This is a genomic window from Streptomyces pseudovenezuelae (genome assembly GCF_029892565.1).
Taxonomy (GTDB): domain Bacteria; phylum Actinomycetota; class Actinomycetes; order Streptomycetales; family Streptomycetaceae; genus Streptomyces; species Streptomyces pseudovenezuelae_A.
Window position 1 is genome coordinate 238,222 of sequence record NZ_JARXVH010000010.1, and the last position, 15,593, is coordinate 253,814.

General features: G+C 68.9%; 12 protein-coding genes. 5 read left to right on the forward strand and 7 right to left on the reverse strand.

Annotated features, from left to right (window positions below; translation table 11 throughout):
• The 5 genes from M2283_RS30460 to M2283_RS30480 all read right to left on the reverse strand — a co-directional run bounded on the left by M2283_RS30460 (position 1) and on the right by M2283_RS30480 (position 5,066).
• Positions 1–744 carry an SDR family oxidoreductase gene (locus M2283_RS30460; protein WP_280879645.1) on the reverse strand — a complete coding sequence of 248 codons (744 nt, stop codon included), beginning with the start codon at positions 742–744 and terminating at the stop codon, positions 1–3.
• Between the two features lie 70 nt (positions 745–814).
• A complete protein-coding gene (locus tag M2283_RS30465) occupies positions 815–2,125 on the reverse strand; it encodes an MFS transporter (protein WP_280879646.1) in 1,311 nt (436 codons plus the stop codon).
• Between the two features lie 388 nt (positions 2,126–2,513).
• Positions 2,514–3,500: a biotin-dependent carboxyltransferase family protein gene (locus M2283_RS30470; RefSeq protein ID WP_280879647.1), complete on the reverse strand. Its 987-nt coding sequence runs from the start codon at positions 3,498–3,500 to the stop codon at positions 2,514–2,516.
• Positions 3,493–4,281 (reverse strand): 5-oxoprolinase subunit B family protein, encoded by a 789-nt coding sequence (locus M2283_RS30475; RefSeq protein ID WP_280879648.1) that lies wholly within the window; start codon positions 4,279–4,281, stop codon positions 3,493–3,495. The genes M2283_RS30470 and M2283_RS30475 overlap by 8 nt, the downstream gene beginning before the upstream one ends.
• The gene (locus M2283_RS30480) at positions 4,278–5,066 is read right to left on the reverse strand and encodes a LamB/YcsF family protein (RefSeq protein ID WP_280879649.1); all 789 of its coding nucleotides are present in this window, start codon (positions 5,064–5,066) and stop codon (positions 4,278–4,280) included. The genes M2283_RS30475 and M2283_RS30480 overlap by 4 nt, the downstream gene beginning before the upstream one ends.
• Before the next feature lie 315 nt (positions 5,067–5,381).
• On the opposite strand from M2283_RS30480, the gene nac reads away from it, so the two are divergent.
• The 3 genes from nac (at position 5,382) to M2283_RS30495 (ending at position 12,066) form a co-directional block, all read left to right on the forward strand.
• On the forward strand, positions 5,382–6,287 hold the full coding sequence (nac, locus tag M2283_RS30485; RefSeq protein ID WP_280879650.1) for a nitrogen assimilation transcriptional regulator NAC: 906 nt from the start codon (positions 5,382–5,384) through the stop codon (positions 6,285–6,287).
• Between the two features lie 136 nt (positions 6,288–6,423).
• A complete protein-coding gene (locus M2283_RS30490; protein WP_280879651.1) occupies positions 6,424–7,389 on the forward strand; it encodes a 2-hydroxyacid dehydrogenase in 966 nt (321 codons plus the stop codon).
• Between the two features lie 405 nt (positions 7,390–7,794).
• Positions 7,795–12,066, forward strand: a complete 4,272-nt coding sequence (locus M2283_RS30495) for a discoidin domain-containing protein (RefSeq protein ID WP_280879652.1) — start codon at positions 7,795–7,797, stop codon at positions 12,064–12,066.
• A gap of 70 nt (positions 12,067–12,136) precedes the next feature.
• On the opposite strand, the gene M2283_RS30500 is transcribed toward M2283_RS30495, so the two are convergent.
• A complete protein-coding gene (locus M2283_RS30500; RefSeq protein ID WP_280879653.1) occupies positions 12,137–13,498 on the reverse strand; it encodes a beta-1,3-glucanase family protein in 1,362 nt (453 codons plus the stop codon).
• A gap of 258 nt (positions 13,499–13,756) precedes the next feature.
• Positions 13,757–13,900: a hypothetical protein gene (locus M2283_RS30505; RefSeq protein WP_280879654.1), complete on the reverse strand. Its 144-nt coding sequence runs from the start codon at positions 13,898–13,900 to the stop codon at positions 13,757–13,759.
• Positions 13,901–14,725: 825 nt separating this feature from the next.
• Here M2283_RS30505 and M2283_RS30515 point away from each other — a divergent pair.
• Together M2283_RS30515 and M2283_RS30520 are read left to right on the forward strand one after the other, a co-directional pair.
• Complete coding sequence (locus tag M2283_RS30515) at positions 14,726–15,010, forward strand: hypothetical protein (RefSeq protein ID WP_280879656.1); 285 nt, start codon at positions 14,726–14,728, stop codon at positions 15,008–15,010.
• The gene (locus M2283_RS30520; protein ID WP_280879657.1) at positions 15,007–15,405 is read left to right on the forward strand and encodes a PIN domain-containing protein; all 399 of its coding nucleotides are present in this window, start codon (positions 15,007–15,009) and stop codon (positions 15,403–15,405) included. The genes M2283_RS30515 and M2283_RS30520 overlap by 4 nt, the downstream gene beginning before the upstream one ends.
• Positions 15,406–15,593: the final 188 nt, after the last annotated feature.

The following is a 15,593-nucleotide window of genomic DNA, read 5'->3' on the forward strand; positions in this document are numbered from 1 at the left end:
TCAGCCCTCCCTGCGCTCGAAGTTGAGGCCGCCGGGGACCTGGAAGGTGGGCAGGATCTCGATGTGGCCGATGTTGACGTGCCGGGGCGCGTCGACGGCGAACTCGATGGCGTCGGCGATGTCCTCGGGCTTGAGGGACTCGTAGCCGTCGTAGAACTCGCGCTGGGCGGCCTCCATGTCGCCGAGCAGCCGGCCGAAGATCTCCGTCTCCACCCGGCCGGGGCAGATCTCGCTGACGCGGACCCGGCGGCCGTAGCCGTCGACCCGCAGTTGGCGGGAGAGGGTGTGCACGGCCGCCTTGGTGGCGTGGTAGATCGTGTTGCCGCCGAAGTTGTAGACACCGGCGATGGAGCTGATGTTGACGATGTGGCCGAGGTCGCGCTCGACCATGCCGGGCATCAGCAGGCGGACCAGGTGCAGCACGGACTGGATGTTGACGGCGACCTGCTCGTCGACGGCGAACTCGTCGGCGGTGAGGATGTTGCCGGTGCGCGAGACGCCCGCGTTGTTGACGAGGACGTCGATCTCCAGGCCGTCCAGGACGGCGGTGAGCGCCTCGGTGTCGGTGATGTCGACGGCGTGCGGGATGCAACCGGTCTCGTCGGCAAGGGTGTTGAGCCGTTCGGCGTTGCGGGCCACGGCGTGGACTTCCAGGCCTCGCTTGGCGAGTCGCTCGACGACCACGGCTCCGATGCCGGTCGACGCTCCGGTGACGAGGGCCGTCCTGTAGTCGGAGATGGGCATGCTGAGGGCTCCTTGCTGTGCGGGGTGGGGGGTGTGCGGGTGCCGAGAGGTGTGCGGGTGCCGGGGGCGGTCAGGCGTCGCGCAGGGGCAGGTGCGCCCGGTCCGTCACCCGGGAGACGGCGATGAGCGTGCCGAGCGCGGTGATGACGGCGTAGAAGGCCGGCATGTTGACGTTGCCCGTGCGGTCGATCAGATAGGTCATGAGCAGGGGGGCCGTGCCGCCGAAGAGGGCCGAGGAGACGTTGTAGCCCAGGCCGTAGGCCGAGTAGCGCACCCGGGTCGGGAAGAGTTCGACGAGCAGGATGTGGATGACGCCCGTGTGCCCGGCGAAGACGACGGCCATGATGCAGGCGCCGATGACGGCGAGGGCCACGTTGCCGGTGCCGATCAGCAGGTAACAGGGGATGCCCACGATGGCCATGGCGATCGCGGCCCCGGCGATGACCTTCTTGCGCCCGATCCGGTCGGAAAGACGGCCCATGTAGGGGATGGCGATACAGATCGCGACCAGGCTGGAGGCGGTGACGAGGAGGCCCTGGACCTTGCCGAAGTCCAGCTCGCTGCTCATGAAGGTGGGCATGTAGCTGAACAGGACGTAGTAACCGGAGCCGTTCATCAGCGGGATGAACAGGGCCAGCAGCATGGCACGGCGGTGCTCGGGAGAGGTGAACGCCTCTTTGAGGGGGTTCTTGGACAGCCCGTCCTCTTCTTTGAGGCGCGTGAAGTTGGGCGTGTCGCTGATGCGCTTGCGGATGTAGATGCCGGTGATGCCGAGCGGCACGGCGAGCAGGAACGGGATGCGCCAGCCCCAGGACTGCATGCGGTCGTCGCCGAGTCCGCTGGTCATGGCGGCGGCGACCAGGGTGCCGGTGAGCAGGGCGAGGAACGAGGCGATCTGCGCGTAGCTGGTGTAGAGGCCGCGCTTGCCCTCAGGGGCGTGCTCGGCGAGGAAGCTCATGGCGCCCGAGGCCTCGCCGCCGACGGAGAAGCCCTGGGCGACGCGCAGCAGGACCAGCAGGGTGGGCGCCGCGACACCGATGCTCGCGTAGGTGGGCAGGATGCCGATGGCCGCGGTGGCGATGCTGATCAGCATGATGACGAAGACCAGCATCCGCTGGCGTCCGATGCGGTCGCCGAGGTGACCGCAGATGACCGCGCCGAGGGGGCGGAAGAAGAAGGAGACGGCGTAGCCGAGGAAGACGAGCTGGATGGCGTTGTCCGAGCCGGGGAAGAAGACCGCGGCGAGCGATCCGGCCATGAAGCCGAAGATGCCGTTGTCGTAGAGCTCGGCGAAGATCCCGACGCATCCCGCGAGGGTGACCTTGCGGGCAGTTCTGGGATCGACGGTGTTGGGGACTGGCTGAGCGGCCACGGTGCTCATGGCGTCTCCTGTCTGGGCAGCAGGCGTGGGATGAGGGCGTTACGGCTCCGTGCGGGGTGCTTCCAGCGGGTTGGCGGGGAGCGGGTGAGCGGGTGCGGGTGGGTTTTGGGTGCGGGTGAGCTGTGTGCGGGTGGGGGGAGCGGATGCGGTTTTCGTGCGGCCCGGTGGGGGCTGGTCGCGCAGTTCCCCGCGCCCCTTCGAAGTGCGGGTGGGGGGAGCGGATGCGGTTTTCGTGCGGCCCGGTGGGGGCTGGTCGCGCAGTTCCCCGCGCCCCTTCGAAGTGCGGGTGGGGGGAGCGGATGCGGATTTCGTGCGGCCCGGTGGGGGCTGGTCGCGCAGTTCCCCGCGCCCCTTCGAAAGCGGGCCTGTGGTGAAGAGGTGCGGGGCGTCAGGTCCCCGCGGGTGCGCGGATGCGCAGGGCGTCGAAGGCCGTGCGGACCCGGGATCTCAGGGCGTCGATGGCGTTGCGTTGTGCGCGGTGGGCGGCGACCGCCTGGTCGAGGGTGCGATGGCGGAAGCTGATGGTCTGCCCGGGGCGTACCTGCCCCAGGGCGGACAGACCGGTGGCGGTGACGACGGCGAGGACGGGGTAGCCGGCCGTGACACCGCGACCGCGGTGCAGTACGAGGAGTTCGTCCCCCGCGGGTACTTCGACGGCGCCGATCGGGACGCCCCGGGAGAGCACCTCGCCCTTGGTGACGCGGCGAGGCACCTCCCCCTGCAGCCGCAGACCGATGTGGTTGCTGCGCGGCGTGACGGTGAAGGGGGCGTCGAACAGGCGCCGTCCCGTGTCGCCGAACTCGGCCCGGTCGGGGCCGTCGGTGACGTCGATGGTCCAGCTGGTGGGGAACGGGGGGACGGGCGCCTTCAGGCGGAACAGCGGGATCCGCGAGAAGGGGTGGTCGAGGGGCGGGCAGGCCGTGCGCAGGACGAGTTCGTCGCCGGTGCTCAGGGCGGGCCCGAAGCCGAGGATCGTGTCGGGAGCGCAGCTGCCCTGAAGCCGGTCCGCCTCGAACGAGCCGAGTACGGCCAGGTAGACGCGCAGCCCCTGCCGGATCCCGCTGACCTTGACGGTCTCACCGGCGCGCACCGGAACGGGTTCCCACTGCGGCCGTACGCCTCCTTCGACGGTCACGTCGGCGGGGGCGCCGGTCACGGCGATGAGGATGTCGCTGGAGGGCACGCACGCGAAGTCGAGGGCCGTGATCTCCAGCAGCGGGGCCCGCTCGTCGTTGCCGCACAGGACGTTGGCGACGCGCGCCGAGTGCTGGTCGGCGGCTCCGTTGGCGGGCAGCCCGTAGCGGGAGCGGCCGACGCGGCCGAGGTCCTGCACGGTGACGATGCCCGCGGTGCGGATGGTGAGGGTGTCAGCCATGGTGGTCCACCAGGTCCGCCGAGTTCGCCAGGCCCGCCGAGTCCACCAGGTCCGCGAGGCTCAAGTCGGCGTATTCGTCCCACTGTTGGGGCGTGATGGGGCGGAAGCGGAAGGTGTCGCCGGGCTGGTAGGCGGTGATCGGGTCGCTGTGCAGGTCGAGGATGCGCACGGGGGTGCGGCCCAGGAGCGGCCAGCCGCCGGGCGAGGGCATCGGGCAGATGACCGCCTGCCGGCCGGCGGCGGCGACCGAACCGGGATCGACGCGGGTCCGGGGCGAGGCAAGGCGCGGCACGGGCTTCGGGAAGGGCGGACCGTCCGTCATCGGCGCCCCGGCGGGCGCGCCGAGGCAGCGGACGGTCAGGTCGGAACCGGAGTGCAGCTCGACGACCTCGCCCTCGCTCAGGCCGAGTTGGGCGGCCACCTCGGGCAGATCGGGACCGTACTCACCGCCGTAGACGACGGGGACGACGAAGTGGCGCGGCGGGGTGATCGGTTCGGGATGCGGGCCGAGGCGGGCGGCCTCGTGCGCCAGCACGCTCCGTACGGTGGCGTGATCCGTGCTGGTGCAGTCGAACTCCACGAGCAGGGCGTCGTAGGTGGGCACCACGTCGTGGCCACCGGTCAGCCGGACGGCGTCCAGGGCGTCGGCGAGGGCGTGCACGAGCCGCCAGGCGGCCTCGGCGTCCAGGCCGACGGCCTTGGCCACCAGGGCGGAGTCGCCGCAGTCGGTGATGGTGACGTTGCCGTTCATGTCAGGGCTCTTCTTGGGCAGGCCGTTCACGTGGGACACCCCTTGCCGCTCAGGACCTTGTCGAGCGAGGTGATCTCGACACCGGCGGCGAGAAGCTGCTCGCGGATACGGCCGGCCAGCGCGATCGCGCCGGGGCTGTCCCCGTGCAGCAGGACGGTGTCGCAGGCGACCTTGACGTCCGTGCCGTCGGCGCTGCGGATGAGGCCTTCGGTGACCATGCGCAGGGTGCGTCCGGCGACCTCGTCGGGGTCGTGGATCACCGCGCCGGGCTCGGAGCGCGGGACGAGGGTCCCGTCGGCGCGGTACGCGCGGTCCGCGATTCCCACGATGCCCACGCGCAGTCCGCGGGCGCGGGCCGCGTCGGCCAGCTCGCCGTCCTGCGCCAGCACGATCAGCGACTCGTCCAGGGCGGCCACGGCGTCCACGACGGCACGGGCGTAGTCGGCGCGTACGGCGACCAGGTTGCCCAGCCGGCCGTGCGGGGCGACGTGGTGCACCCGGGTGCCGTACGCGACGGCGAACGCCTGCAGAGCACCGATCTGGTAGAGCACGTCCGTGCGGACCTCCTCCGGCGTGAGGTCCATCGCGCGGCGGCCGAAGCCGACCAGGTCGGGAAAGCTCGGGTGCGCGCCGACGGCCACCCGCTTCTCCACGCAGGTCCGCACGGTGGCGTCCATGATGCGCGGATCACCGGCGTGGAATCCGCAGGCCACATTGGCGGAGGTCAGCATCTCCAGAAGGGCAGCGTCGTCGCCCATTGTGTACGCGCCGAATCCCTCACCGAGATCGGCGACGAGATCAACCATGGGGGTCATGACGTCCTCCGCGAGGGAATGCCGGAAAGGGAGAATCCGGGGAAGGCGAAACCGGGGAAGGCGAAGGCATCACGTCTTCGTGACATCCGGGAAATGATCCGCACACCTCGGACACGAACAATGAATTCTTCGAGCCGTTCCGGTGTGGATGTTCCGCTCAACTTATTCCGCTCGTCGCGTGATCGCCAATATCCGTTCGGTCTGGCGTTATCGCGAACCGCTATGACTCCCCTCACACCCGCCACTCACCGGGGCTGTGCTCGGGGGAGATCCCTCCTTACGATGAGGCTTCGCTCCATCTGGAAGGCCCCGCGCATGGACACCAGGCGTCTGTACTCGTTCATCAAGATCATCGACGCGGGGAGCATCACGCGCGCGGCCGACATCCTGCACATCGCCCAGCCCGCGCTCAGCCAGCAACTGTCCGCGCTGGAGGCGCAGTTCGGCCAGCAGCTGCTGATCCGCAGCAAGCGCGGGGTCGCCCCGACCGAGGCGGGCCGGGCGCTGTACCAGCACGCCCAGCTGATCCTGCGGCAGGTGGACCTCGCCCACGCGGCCGTCGGGGTCTCCGGCCGGGCCCCCGCCGGCAGCGTGTCGGTCGGCCTCGCGCCGTACAGCCTGGGCGCGGCCCTCGCCCTGCCCCTGCTCACGAGCGTGCGCGAGCGCTACCCGGACATCCTGCTGCACATCAACGAGAACTTCGGCGGCGTGATCAGCGAGGCGATCATGACGGGCCGGATGGACATGGCGTTCATCTACGGAGCCGGCCCGCTGCGGGGTGTGCAGTACGAGCCCGTACGCACGGAGGACCTGTTCCTGATCGGCGCACCCGGCGAGACGGCCCCGCCGGGGCAGGGCGAGGTGCACCTGGAGGAGCTGGCGAGCGTGCCCCTGCTCCTCCCCAGCCGCATCCACACCATCCGCCAGGTCGTGGACGCCGCCTTCCAGCAGGCCTCCCTCCAGCTGAACGTGGTCGGCGAGGTCGAATCCGCGCTGACGCTCGTCAACGCCGTGGACGCGGGCCTGGGCGCCACGGTGCTGCCCTGGTCGGCGGCGCGCGCCATCCTGGACGCCCGCTCCCTGTCCGTACGGCGGATCGTGGAGCCGGTCATCCAGGTCAAGCTGTCCCTGGTGACGTCGGACAACCAGCCTCTCTCCGAGCCCGCATTGGCGGTGCACGATCTGTTCCTGGAACTGATCGAGGATAAGGATCGCCGATAGCGTCAGAAGAATCCGCTATTTGTTTACGGTGACGGCCCCGACTAGCTTTTTGGGAAACCGTCCGCCTGGTCGACAATGCACGGCTTGTGCACGACATATGCACGGCTCGCGCACGGCTCGTCACTGGAGAAACCAGATGAAAAAGCGTGTCCTCGCCACCCGTGAAATCCTGCCCGGCAAAGGCCTGGACCGCTTGTCCGAAACGGCGGATCTGGTGACCTGGCCCGGCGCCGAGAAGCCCGCTCCCGCCGACCTGGCCGCACTCGCGCCCGGAGCGAGCGGCGTACTGGCGCTGGGCAACGACCCGGTGGACGCCGCGCTGATGGACGCGGCGGGCCCCTCGCTGCGCGTCATCGCGCTGGCGAGCATGGGTTTCGACAACGTCGACCGGGCCGCCGCCGCGGAGCGCGGCATCGTCGTCACCCACACCCCGGGTGTGCTCGCGGAGACCACGGCCGACCTCACCTTCGCGCTGATCCTCTCCGCCCGCCGCCGGCTGGGCGCCGCGTCCGCAAGCCTGGCGGAAGGCTCGTGGGAGCTCTTCCGGATGCACGACTACCTCGGCCAGGACATCCATGGAGCCACCCTCGGCCTGATCGGCTACGGCCAGATCGGCCGCGCGGTCGCCCGCCGGGCCCACGGCTTCGGCATGCGCGTACTCCACCACGACCCGTACGCCCCCGACGACGACCTGTCGACCTCGGTGGACCTGCCCACGCTGCTGACCGAGTCCGACGTCGTGTCGCTGCACGTGCCCCTCACCGAGGAGACCCGGCACCTCGTCTCGGCCCGCGAACTGGCCGTCATGAAGCCCACCGCCACCCTCGTCAGCACCTCCCGCGGCGGCGTCGTGGACGAGGAGGCCCTGCTCCACGCGGTCCGCGAGGGCCGCCTGCACTCCGCGGGCCTCGACGTCTACGAACACGAGCCGATGGGCCGGGAGTTGTCCCCGCTGGTCGCGGAACCGTACGTCGTCACACTCCCCCACATCGGCTCGGCCACCGAGGCCACACGGGCCGCGATGGTCGACCTGGCGGTCGACAACATCCTCGACGTCCTGGCGGACGGTGCTGCCCGGACGCCGATTCCCGGGAGCGCATGAATCGCGCAAGTTTTTGCGTATCTTGCGTTCGCTTGCGGTCCCGGAACGCAAGTTTCCAACTGCCGCCGAGCCGCGTATCGCGCCGCACGGGCCCGTAAAGCCCGCTCCGACGCCTGCCGTTCGGCCGCCCCATCAGCTCGGAAGTGACGCCCGCGCCGCCACCGCCCCTGAGTGATGGGTGCTTCTGGTGAAAATTGTGCTGTTCAGGCTGTAGACCTGCCCACTCAGCTCTGCAATATTTCGATGAAACAACGCAAAATTCTGCCTCACGGTGCCCCCACCCAGACGCACCGCGCTCCACACCGCACTCCTGATCGTCCTGCACCTTTCTGCACCACGCCGCCAGGAATGAGCCGCCCTCGCCGCCCCCACCGGCGCGCGAGCCTCCGCAGGAAGCGACCCCGCATGACTCGACACAAGCAGAGATCCACCAGGCGCCGCGCAGCGACCGCCGCGCTCGCCTCCGCCGTCATGGTGCTGGGCCTGCCGGCCGTCGGCGCCCACGCGGCAGGCGGCCCCAACGCCGCCGCGGACGCCAAGACCACCGCGGGCAGCACCCGCGGCGCGCACAAGGCCACCAACATCACCGACGGCGACACCGACACCTACTGGCAGGCCGGGAAGAAGTCGGCCCAGTGGGTGCAGACCGACCTCGGGCGGACCGAGCGCGTCCACCAGGTCGTGCTGCGGCTGCCCGAGGACTGGCAGACCCGCAAGCAGACGCTGGCGCTCCAGGCGAGCGCCGACGGAAAGAGCTTCGCGACGCTCAAGTCGTCGGCGCAGTACGTCTTCAGCCCCGGCAACGACAACACGGTGAAGGTCTCCTTCCCCGCGACCCTCGCCCGGTTCGTACGGGCCGACTTCAGCGCCAACTCGGTCGCCGGCACCGCTCAGTTGGCGGAGCTGCAGGTCCTCACCGCCGCCGCGGCGACCCCCAACCTCGCCCAGGGCAAGCCCTTCAGCGAGAGCGGGCACGCCGACGTCTACGGCGCGGCCAACGCCGGTGACGGCAACCGCAACACCTACTGGGAGAGCGCCAACAACGCCTTCCCGCAGTGGGTCAAGGTCGACCTCGGCTCATCGGTCCAGATCAACCAGGTGACCTTGCGACTGCCCAGCGGCTGGCCGAGCCGCAGCGAGACGCTCAAGGTCCAGGGTTCGACCGACAACCAGAACTTCACCGACCTGACGGCCTCGAAGGCGTACACCTTCGACAGTTCCAACGACCAGTCGACGACCATCACGTTGGACACGACCACCACGCGGTACGTACGCGTGCTGATCACCGCCAACACCGGCTGGCCGGCAGGGCAGTTGTCCGAGCTGGAGGTCTACGGACCGGCCACCGGCGACACCCAGGCGCCCACCGCGCCGACCAACCTGAGCTACACCGAGCCGGCCACCGGGCAGATCAAGCTGACCTGGAGCGCGGCCAGCGACGACACGGCCGTGACCGGCTACGACGTCTACGCCAACGGGCAGTTGAGGGCGAGCGTCGCCGGGAACGTCCTCACCTACACCGACACCCAGCCGGCCGGCAGCGCCGTCACGTACTTCGTGCGGGCCAAGGACGCGGCGGGCAATGTCTCCGCCAACAGCAACAGCGTCACGCGCGCGGGCTCGGGCGGCGACAACCAGGCGCCCACCGCGCCCGGCAACCTCGCCTACACGCAGTCCGGCAACGACGTGAAGCTCACCTGGCAGGCGTCGAGCGACAACGTCCAGGTCACCGGCTACGACGTCTACGCGGGCGGGCAGGTCGTCGGTTCCGTGGCGGGCAACGTCCTGACCTACACCGACACCCCGTCACCGTCGGCCACAGTCACCTACTCCGTGAAGGCCAAGGACGCCGCCGGGAACGTGTCGGTGGCGAGCAACAGCGTGACCCGGGCCGGCAACGGTTCGGGCTCCGACCTCGCCCAGGGCAAGCCCATCGAGGCCTCCTCGTACACCTTCACCTACATCGCCGCGAACGCCAACGACGGCCAGACGGCCACCTATTGGGAGAGCGCGGGCGGCGCCTACCCGGCCACCCTCACCACCAAGTTGGGCGCCAACGCCGACCTCAGCCAGGTCGTCGTCAAGCTCAACCCGGACGCCGCCTGGTCCACGCGCACGCAGAACATCCAGGTGCTCGGCCGCGACCAGGACGCGACCGCGTTCACGAGTCTCGCCGCGGCGAAGGACTACACGTTCAATCCGTCGAGCGGCAATACCTTGACCATCCCGGTCTCCGGCGCGGCCGCGGACATCCAGCTCAAGTTCGCCTCCAACACCGGCGCCCCAGGCGCGCAGGTCGCCGAGTTCCAGGTGATCGGCACCCCGGCGGCCAACCCGGACCTCAGGGTCACCGGCATCACCAACTCCCCCGCGGCTCCTGTCGAGTCGGTCGCCATCAGCCTGACGGCGACCGTCACCAACAGCGGCAGCAAGGCGGCCAAGGCCACCGACCTGAACTTCACACTCGGCGGCACCAAGGCCGCCACGGCGGACGTCCCGGCCCTCGCGGCCGGCCAGTCGACGACCGTCACGGCGGGCATCGGCACCCGGGACGCGGGCAGTTACGCGGTCGGCGCCGAGGTGGACCCGACGAACAAGGTCATCGAGCAGAACGACGCGAACAACGTCTTCACCCGCTCCGACGCCCTCGTCGTCAAGCCGGTCTCCAGCTCCGACCTGGTCGCCGCGCCGGTCGCCTGGACCCCGTCCAGCGCCTCGGCCGGTGACAACGTCACCTTCACCGTCGCGATCAAGAACCAGGGCTCGGTGGCCTCGGCCTCCGGCGCCCACGGCGTCACGCTGACGGTCAAGGACGCGAACGGCGCCACCGTCAAGACGCTCACCGGCACCTACAACGGCGCCATCGCAGCCGGCCAGACGACCTCACCGGTCGCCCTCGGCTCGTGGACCGCGGCCAACGGCAAGTTCAGCGTCACCACGGTCATCGCCGACGACGCCAACGAACTGCCGGTCAAGCGGGCCAACAACACCACCACGCAGGCCCTGTTCGTCGGCCGCGGCGCGGACATGCCGTACGACATGTACGAGGCCGAGGACGGCACCGTCGGCGGCGGCGCCAAGGTCGTCGGCCCGAACCGCACGATCGGCGACATCGCCGGCGAGGCCAGCGGCCGCAAGGCGGTGACCCTCACCGGGACCGGCCAGTACGTCGAGTGGACCACCCGCGCGGCGACCAACACCCTGGTCACCCGCTTCGAGATCCCGGACGGCACGGACACCACGCTCAACATCTACGTCGACGGCCAGTTCCTGAAGGCCATCGACCTCACCTCGAAGTACGCCTGGCTCTACGGCAACGAGACCGCGCCCGGCAACTCGCCCGGCTCCGGCGCCCCGCGCCACATCTACGACGAGGCGAACGTCCAGCTCGGCAAGACCGTTCCGCCCGGTTCCAAGATCCGGCTCCAGAAGGACGCGGCCAACACCTCCACCTACGCCGTCGACTTCGTCAACCTCGAACAGGCGACGGCGGTCCCGAATCCGGACCCGGCCGCCTACACGGTCCCGGCCGGCTTCTCGCACCAGGACGTGCAGAACGCGCTCGACAAGGTCCGCATGGACACCACGGGCAAGCTCGTGGGCGTCTACCTGCCCGCCGGTGACTACGAGACCGCCAGCAAGTTCCAGGTCTACGGCAAGGCGGTCAAGGTCCTGGGAGCCGGGTCGTGGTTCACCCGCTTCCACGCACCCTCCTCGCAGGAGAACACCGACGTCGGCTTCCGGGCCGAGGCGACCGCGAACGGCTCGTCGTTCACCGGCTTCGCCTACTTCGGCAACTACACGTCCCGGATCGACGGTCCGGGCAAGGTGTTCGACTTCTCCAACGTCGCCAACATCACCATCGACGACATCTGGGTCGAGCACATGGTGTGCCTCTACTGGGGCGCCAACACCGACAGCGTGACCATCAAGAACTCCCGCATCCGTGACACGTTCGCCGACGGCATCAACATGACGAACGGCTCCACGGACAACCACGTGGTCAACAACGACGCCCGGGCCACGGGCGACGACAGCTTCGCGCTCTTCTCGGCGATCGACGCGGGCGGCGCGGACGAGAAGAACAACCTCTACGAGAACCTGACGTCGACGCTCACCTGGCGTGCGGCCGGTATCGCCGTCTACGGCGGCTTCAACAACACCTTCCGCAACATCAGGGTCGCCGACACCCTGGTCTACTCCGGCATCACGATCTCCTCGCTGGACTTCGGCTACCCGATGAACGGCTTCGGGACCGATCCGACGACGATCGAGAACGTCTCCCTGGACAGAACGGGCGGCCACTTCTGGGGCTCCCAGGTCTTCCCCGCGATCTGGGCGTTCTCGGCCTCCAAGGTCTTCCAGGGCATCCGGGTCAACGACGTCGACATCGACGACTCCACCTACGGAGGCGTGATGTTCCAGACCAACTACGTCGGCGGCCAGCCGCAGTTCCCGGTGAAGGACACGATCTTCACCGACATCTCCATCACCAACTCCAAGAAGAGCGGAGACGCGTTCGACGCCAAGTCCGGGTGGGGCGTCTGGGCCAACGAGTTGCCCGAACCCGGTCAGGGACCCGCCGTCGGTTCGGCCACCTTCATCAACCTGCGGATGAGCGGTAACGCCCAGGACATCCGCAACACCACCAGCACCTTCACGATCAACGTCCAGTAACTCCCGCCGGTACAGCGCCACATGGAGCGGGGCCGCCCTTGCGAAAAGGGCGGCCCCGCTTCGGCGTGTGCTACCAGCCGACGGCGACCAGGAGCCACTGCGGACTGGCGTGGGAGACGAAGGAGGACTGGCCCGCGACATCGTCGTAGGGGAAGCCGTAGGCAAGCTGGTTGATGGCGTTGTCGTGCCAGAACTTGGCGTAGTAGTTCGCGGGCGCCGCCTTGTAGAACTGCGCCGGGTCGGACTGCTGCGAAGCCGGCAGCGTGGCCACATGACGATTGAGCCCGGCACACATGTCGGGGTTGGCGGCCAGCGAGCCGGCACACCCGAAGATGTCGGAGGTGGCCGCGTTCACGCCGACCGACTGGGCGTACGAGGTGAAGTAGTTGGCGTTGACGCCACCCGCGCGGAAGCTCGGGTCGCTGCCGGGCGCGATGATCCGGTACGGACCCTGGGTCTGGGCCAGCACCTTGAACTGCGAAGGCACCGCGTCCGTGAACCGCTGGAATGTAGTGGCGCGGTCCTCGGCGAAGGTCTGCCGGTTCTCACCGACCTCGACGTCGTAACCGTCCTTGCTGTGCAGCCGCATGGCGAGCTTGAGGCCGAAGGCGTCGACCCGGGTGGTGTTCCCGTTGAAGACGTTGTCGCCGACCGTGAACTCGATGAAGTCGTAGTACGGCCCGTTGGGCGTGCCCAGGTAGAAGTACATACGACCCGCGGAGTTGGCCGGCATGTCCAGATAGGGCTGCTCGGCGATGGAGTGCACCTGCCCGTTGAAGCTCCAGTACACCTGGCTGTCGGGGTACTTGCCGTTGGTCCGGTTGAGGATCTTCACCTCGACGGCCTGGCTGGCCGGAGGTATGTCACTCGTACTCCCCCAGAAGTCGTCCGGCGGCGTGGTGCTCCCGGGCCCGTAGACCTGGAACTCCCACAACGAGTACCCGTACGGGGTGGCCCGCGCAGTGCCGTTCACCCGCACATAGCGCCCACTGCCGCTGATGGTGATGTTCTGGCTGCCACCGGTGGAGGTGGTGGTGGAGTAGACGGTGGTCCAACTGTTCGCGTCGTTCGAGGTCTGGATCTGATACCCGGTGGCGTAGGCGGCCTCCCAGTTCAACGAGACCCGCGTGAGCTGCTGCGTGGACCCGAGATCCACCCGAACCCACCGCGGGTCGGCGAAAGCCGAGGACCAACGGGTACCGGTGTTCCCGTCCACGGCCGCACTCGCGGGAAACGCCCCGCTCTCGGTCGAGGACGCGGTGGCGGGCCGCCCTTGGGACAGCAACTGGTCGGCGGCACGGGCGGGCGAGGACGTCAGCGCGGCGAAACAGGCGACGATCAGAATGACGACAAGCCCGAGGGCGGTACGGGGGCGCACGACACGGGCCGAAGGTCTGCCGAGTGTGCCGGGTACGCCGGCGGAGGTCTGCATGGGGGTCTCCTCAATCCGGTTCGGCGTGCGGGGGGTTGGAGCAACAGCGGATGTGAGAGCGCTCTCCCCGGGTTGTAGCCCCGCCCTCGCCCGCCGTCAACAACTGAAGCCGAATCCACAGCAGTTCGCCGATGCGGGCGCGTCACCGTGACGATCCGTTCAGAACCCGACCCCAGCCCTCACCTCAACCGGGCCTGTTCCTCCATCAGTTGACGCGTCCGGTATGTATCTTCGGTCCCGACGTGCCCATCGCCGGTTTCACGGCGCGACGGCGTGCCGGCGGCCGTCGTGGAAGATCATGCCGCCCTCCTTGACGAACGTGGTGACGAGGTGGACGCGGGCGTGCCGGTAGCCGGGCAGGCAGGGAAGTTCCTCGACCAGGAGTCGGTGGACGTCGTCCATGTGCGGGCCGTGAGTTGCTTGACGGCGTCGGTGAGCGAGACCGAGTCGATCTGGATGAAGAACACCGCCTGGATCTCCAGGCCGACCTGGCAACGGTCGACGACGGTGGCGATCTCGGCGCCGCCGGACCTTCTCAGCTGGTGAAGCCTGCGTTGGGCCGTCGCGGCGGAGGTGTGCGTGCGCGCGGCGAGCCGGGCGAGGCTCATCCGGCCGTCTTCGGCGAGAGCCTCGACGGGGTGGTGCTCGTCGGGATCGAGGCCGGGACCGGGCGCGAGACCCGGTCCGGACTAGGGGTGGCGGATCCGGTCCGTCTCGGCGCCGGTGAGCAGGGGCGGCTGCGGCGGTCCGGCCAGGGCGCAGGCACTCAGAACGGACAGGGTCCGCAGATCCAGAAGATCGCCGATGACCGGTTGACGACGCAGGGTCAGGTCGTTGCGCTCCTCGCGGCTGCGGGGGTGGACGAGCGCCTCGCCAAGCCTGGCGTCCTCGGAGAGATCGTGGCGGTCGCGATGCGCTGACCGCCACGACACCCGGAGAGGGCCAGGTCAGGAGCTCTTGGCCACCGGTTCAAGGATGGCAACGCACTCCACGTGATGCGTCATCGGAAACATGTGTATCGAAAACATGTGGAAGAAAACCGCAGGTCAGCGACGCGCCAGGGGAAATTCAAACCCAGACCGATGTGCATTATGGGCACTACGTGCGATCTCTTGACGCATGCCCCAACCCCAGTGTTGATGTCCCCGCAGACTCGCCTCCGAGGGAGCGTGGATGGAGACTCGGAATAGCGTCGCCGTATAGCATTTGAAATGCCATACTCGTGCTATGGCTGACGACGACACCGACTTCCTCCCCGGCGACGGCCCCAGCAGCGGCGTCTCCGTCTCTCTCACCGCCGGCACTCTGCAGGCGATCCGTGAGCGAGTCGGCAAGCGCGGGGTGTCCGCGTATCTGGAGAAGGCCGCACAACGCCAGATCGAACGCGACCACCTGGACGAGCTCATCGCCGACTTCGACAAGGTCAACGGCCCCGCCGATCCGGAGGCCGTGGCCGCCAAGCGTGCCAAGCTCACCGGCACCGCCTCATCCGCAGCCGGGGCAGCCGCGTGAGTGGCGCTCTGATCCTGGACAGCGAGGGCCTGGCCAAGGCCGTGCAGCGCGATCGCGAGGTCCACGAGTGGCTCACCGCTGCCCGCGACGCCGACCTTCCGGTGATCACCTCAGCCGCAGTCCTGGTCGAGGTCATCCACCCCAGGATCAATGACGCCGCGCTGAAATGGACGCTGTCCCGGCTGCGGGTCGAGCCGGTCACCCAGGCCCTCGCCCAGTCAGCGGCGGCCCTGCTTCGCGCGGCCGGGCTGCACGGCCACAAGTACGCCATCGATGCCATGCTCTGCGCCACCGCGCTTGCTCAGCCGGGCCGTGTCACGATCCTGACGTCCGATGTCGAAGACATCTCCATACTCACCGCGGACCATCCCCGGATGGTGACCGAGAAGGTCTGACTGCCGAGGCCCGCCAAGTCGGTGATCGTGACCAAGGTGAAGGTGTGATCGCGGCAGCGCGCGAACAGATCCCCTGCGGCGACACGGCCGGCAGAAGGCTGTCGAACCGCCGCAACACGACACCAGCGCGGTACCACCGATCACCAGTATTGCCATGGCGAGCAGAGTCAGATCCCCGTCCCTGCCCC

Coding starts and splice junctions, on each gene's coding strand:
- M2283_RS30460 (WP_280879645.1), bottom strand. CDS start 744: ATGCCCATCTCCGACTACAGGACGGCCCTCGTCACCGGAGCGTCGACC.
- M2283_RS30465 (WP_280879646.1), bottom strand. CDS start 2,125: ATGAGCACCGTGGCCGCTCAGCCAGTCCCCAACACCGTCGATCCCAGA.
- M2283_RS30470 (WP_280879647.1), bottom strand. CDS start 3,500: ATGGCTGACACCCTCACCATCCGCACCGCGGGCATCGTCACCGTGCAG.
- M2283_RS30480 (WP_280879649.1), bottom strand. CDS start 5,066: ATGACCCCCATGGTTGATCTCGTCGCCGATCTCGGTGAGGGATTCGGC.
- nac (WP_280879650.1), top strand. CDS start 5,382: ATGGACACCAGGCGTCTGTACTCGTTCATCAAGATCATCGACGCGGGG.
- M2283_RS30490 (WP_280879651.1), top strand. CDS start 6,424: ATGAAAAAGCGTGTCCTCGCCACCCGTGAAATCCTGCCCGGCAAAGGC.
- M2283_RS30495 (WP_280879652.1), top strand. CDS start 7,795: ATGACTCGACACAAGCAGAGATCCACCAGGCGCCGCGCAGCGACCGCC.
- M2283_RS30500 (WP_280879653.1), bottom strand. CDS start 13,498: ATGCAGACCTCCGCCGGCGTACCCGGCACACTCGGCAGACCTTCGGCC.
- M2283_RS30505 (WP_280879654.1), bottom strand. CDS start 13,900: ATGGACGACGTCCACCGACTCCTGGTCGAGGAACTTCCCTGCCTGCCC.
- M2283_RS30515 (WP_280879656.1), top strand. CDS start 14,726: ATGGCTGACGACGACACCGACTTCCTCCCCGGCGACGGCCCCAGCAGC.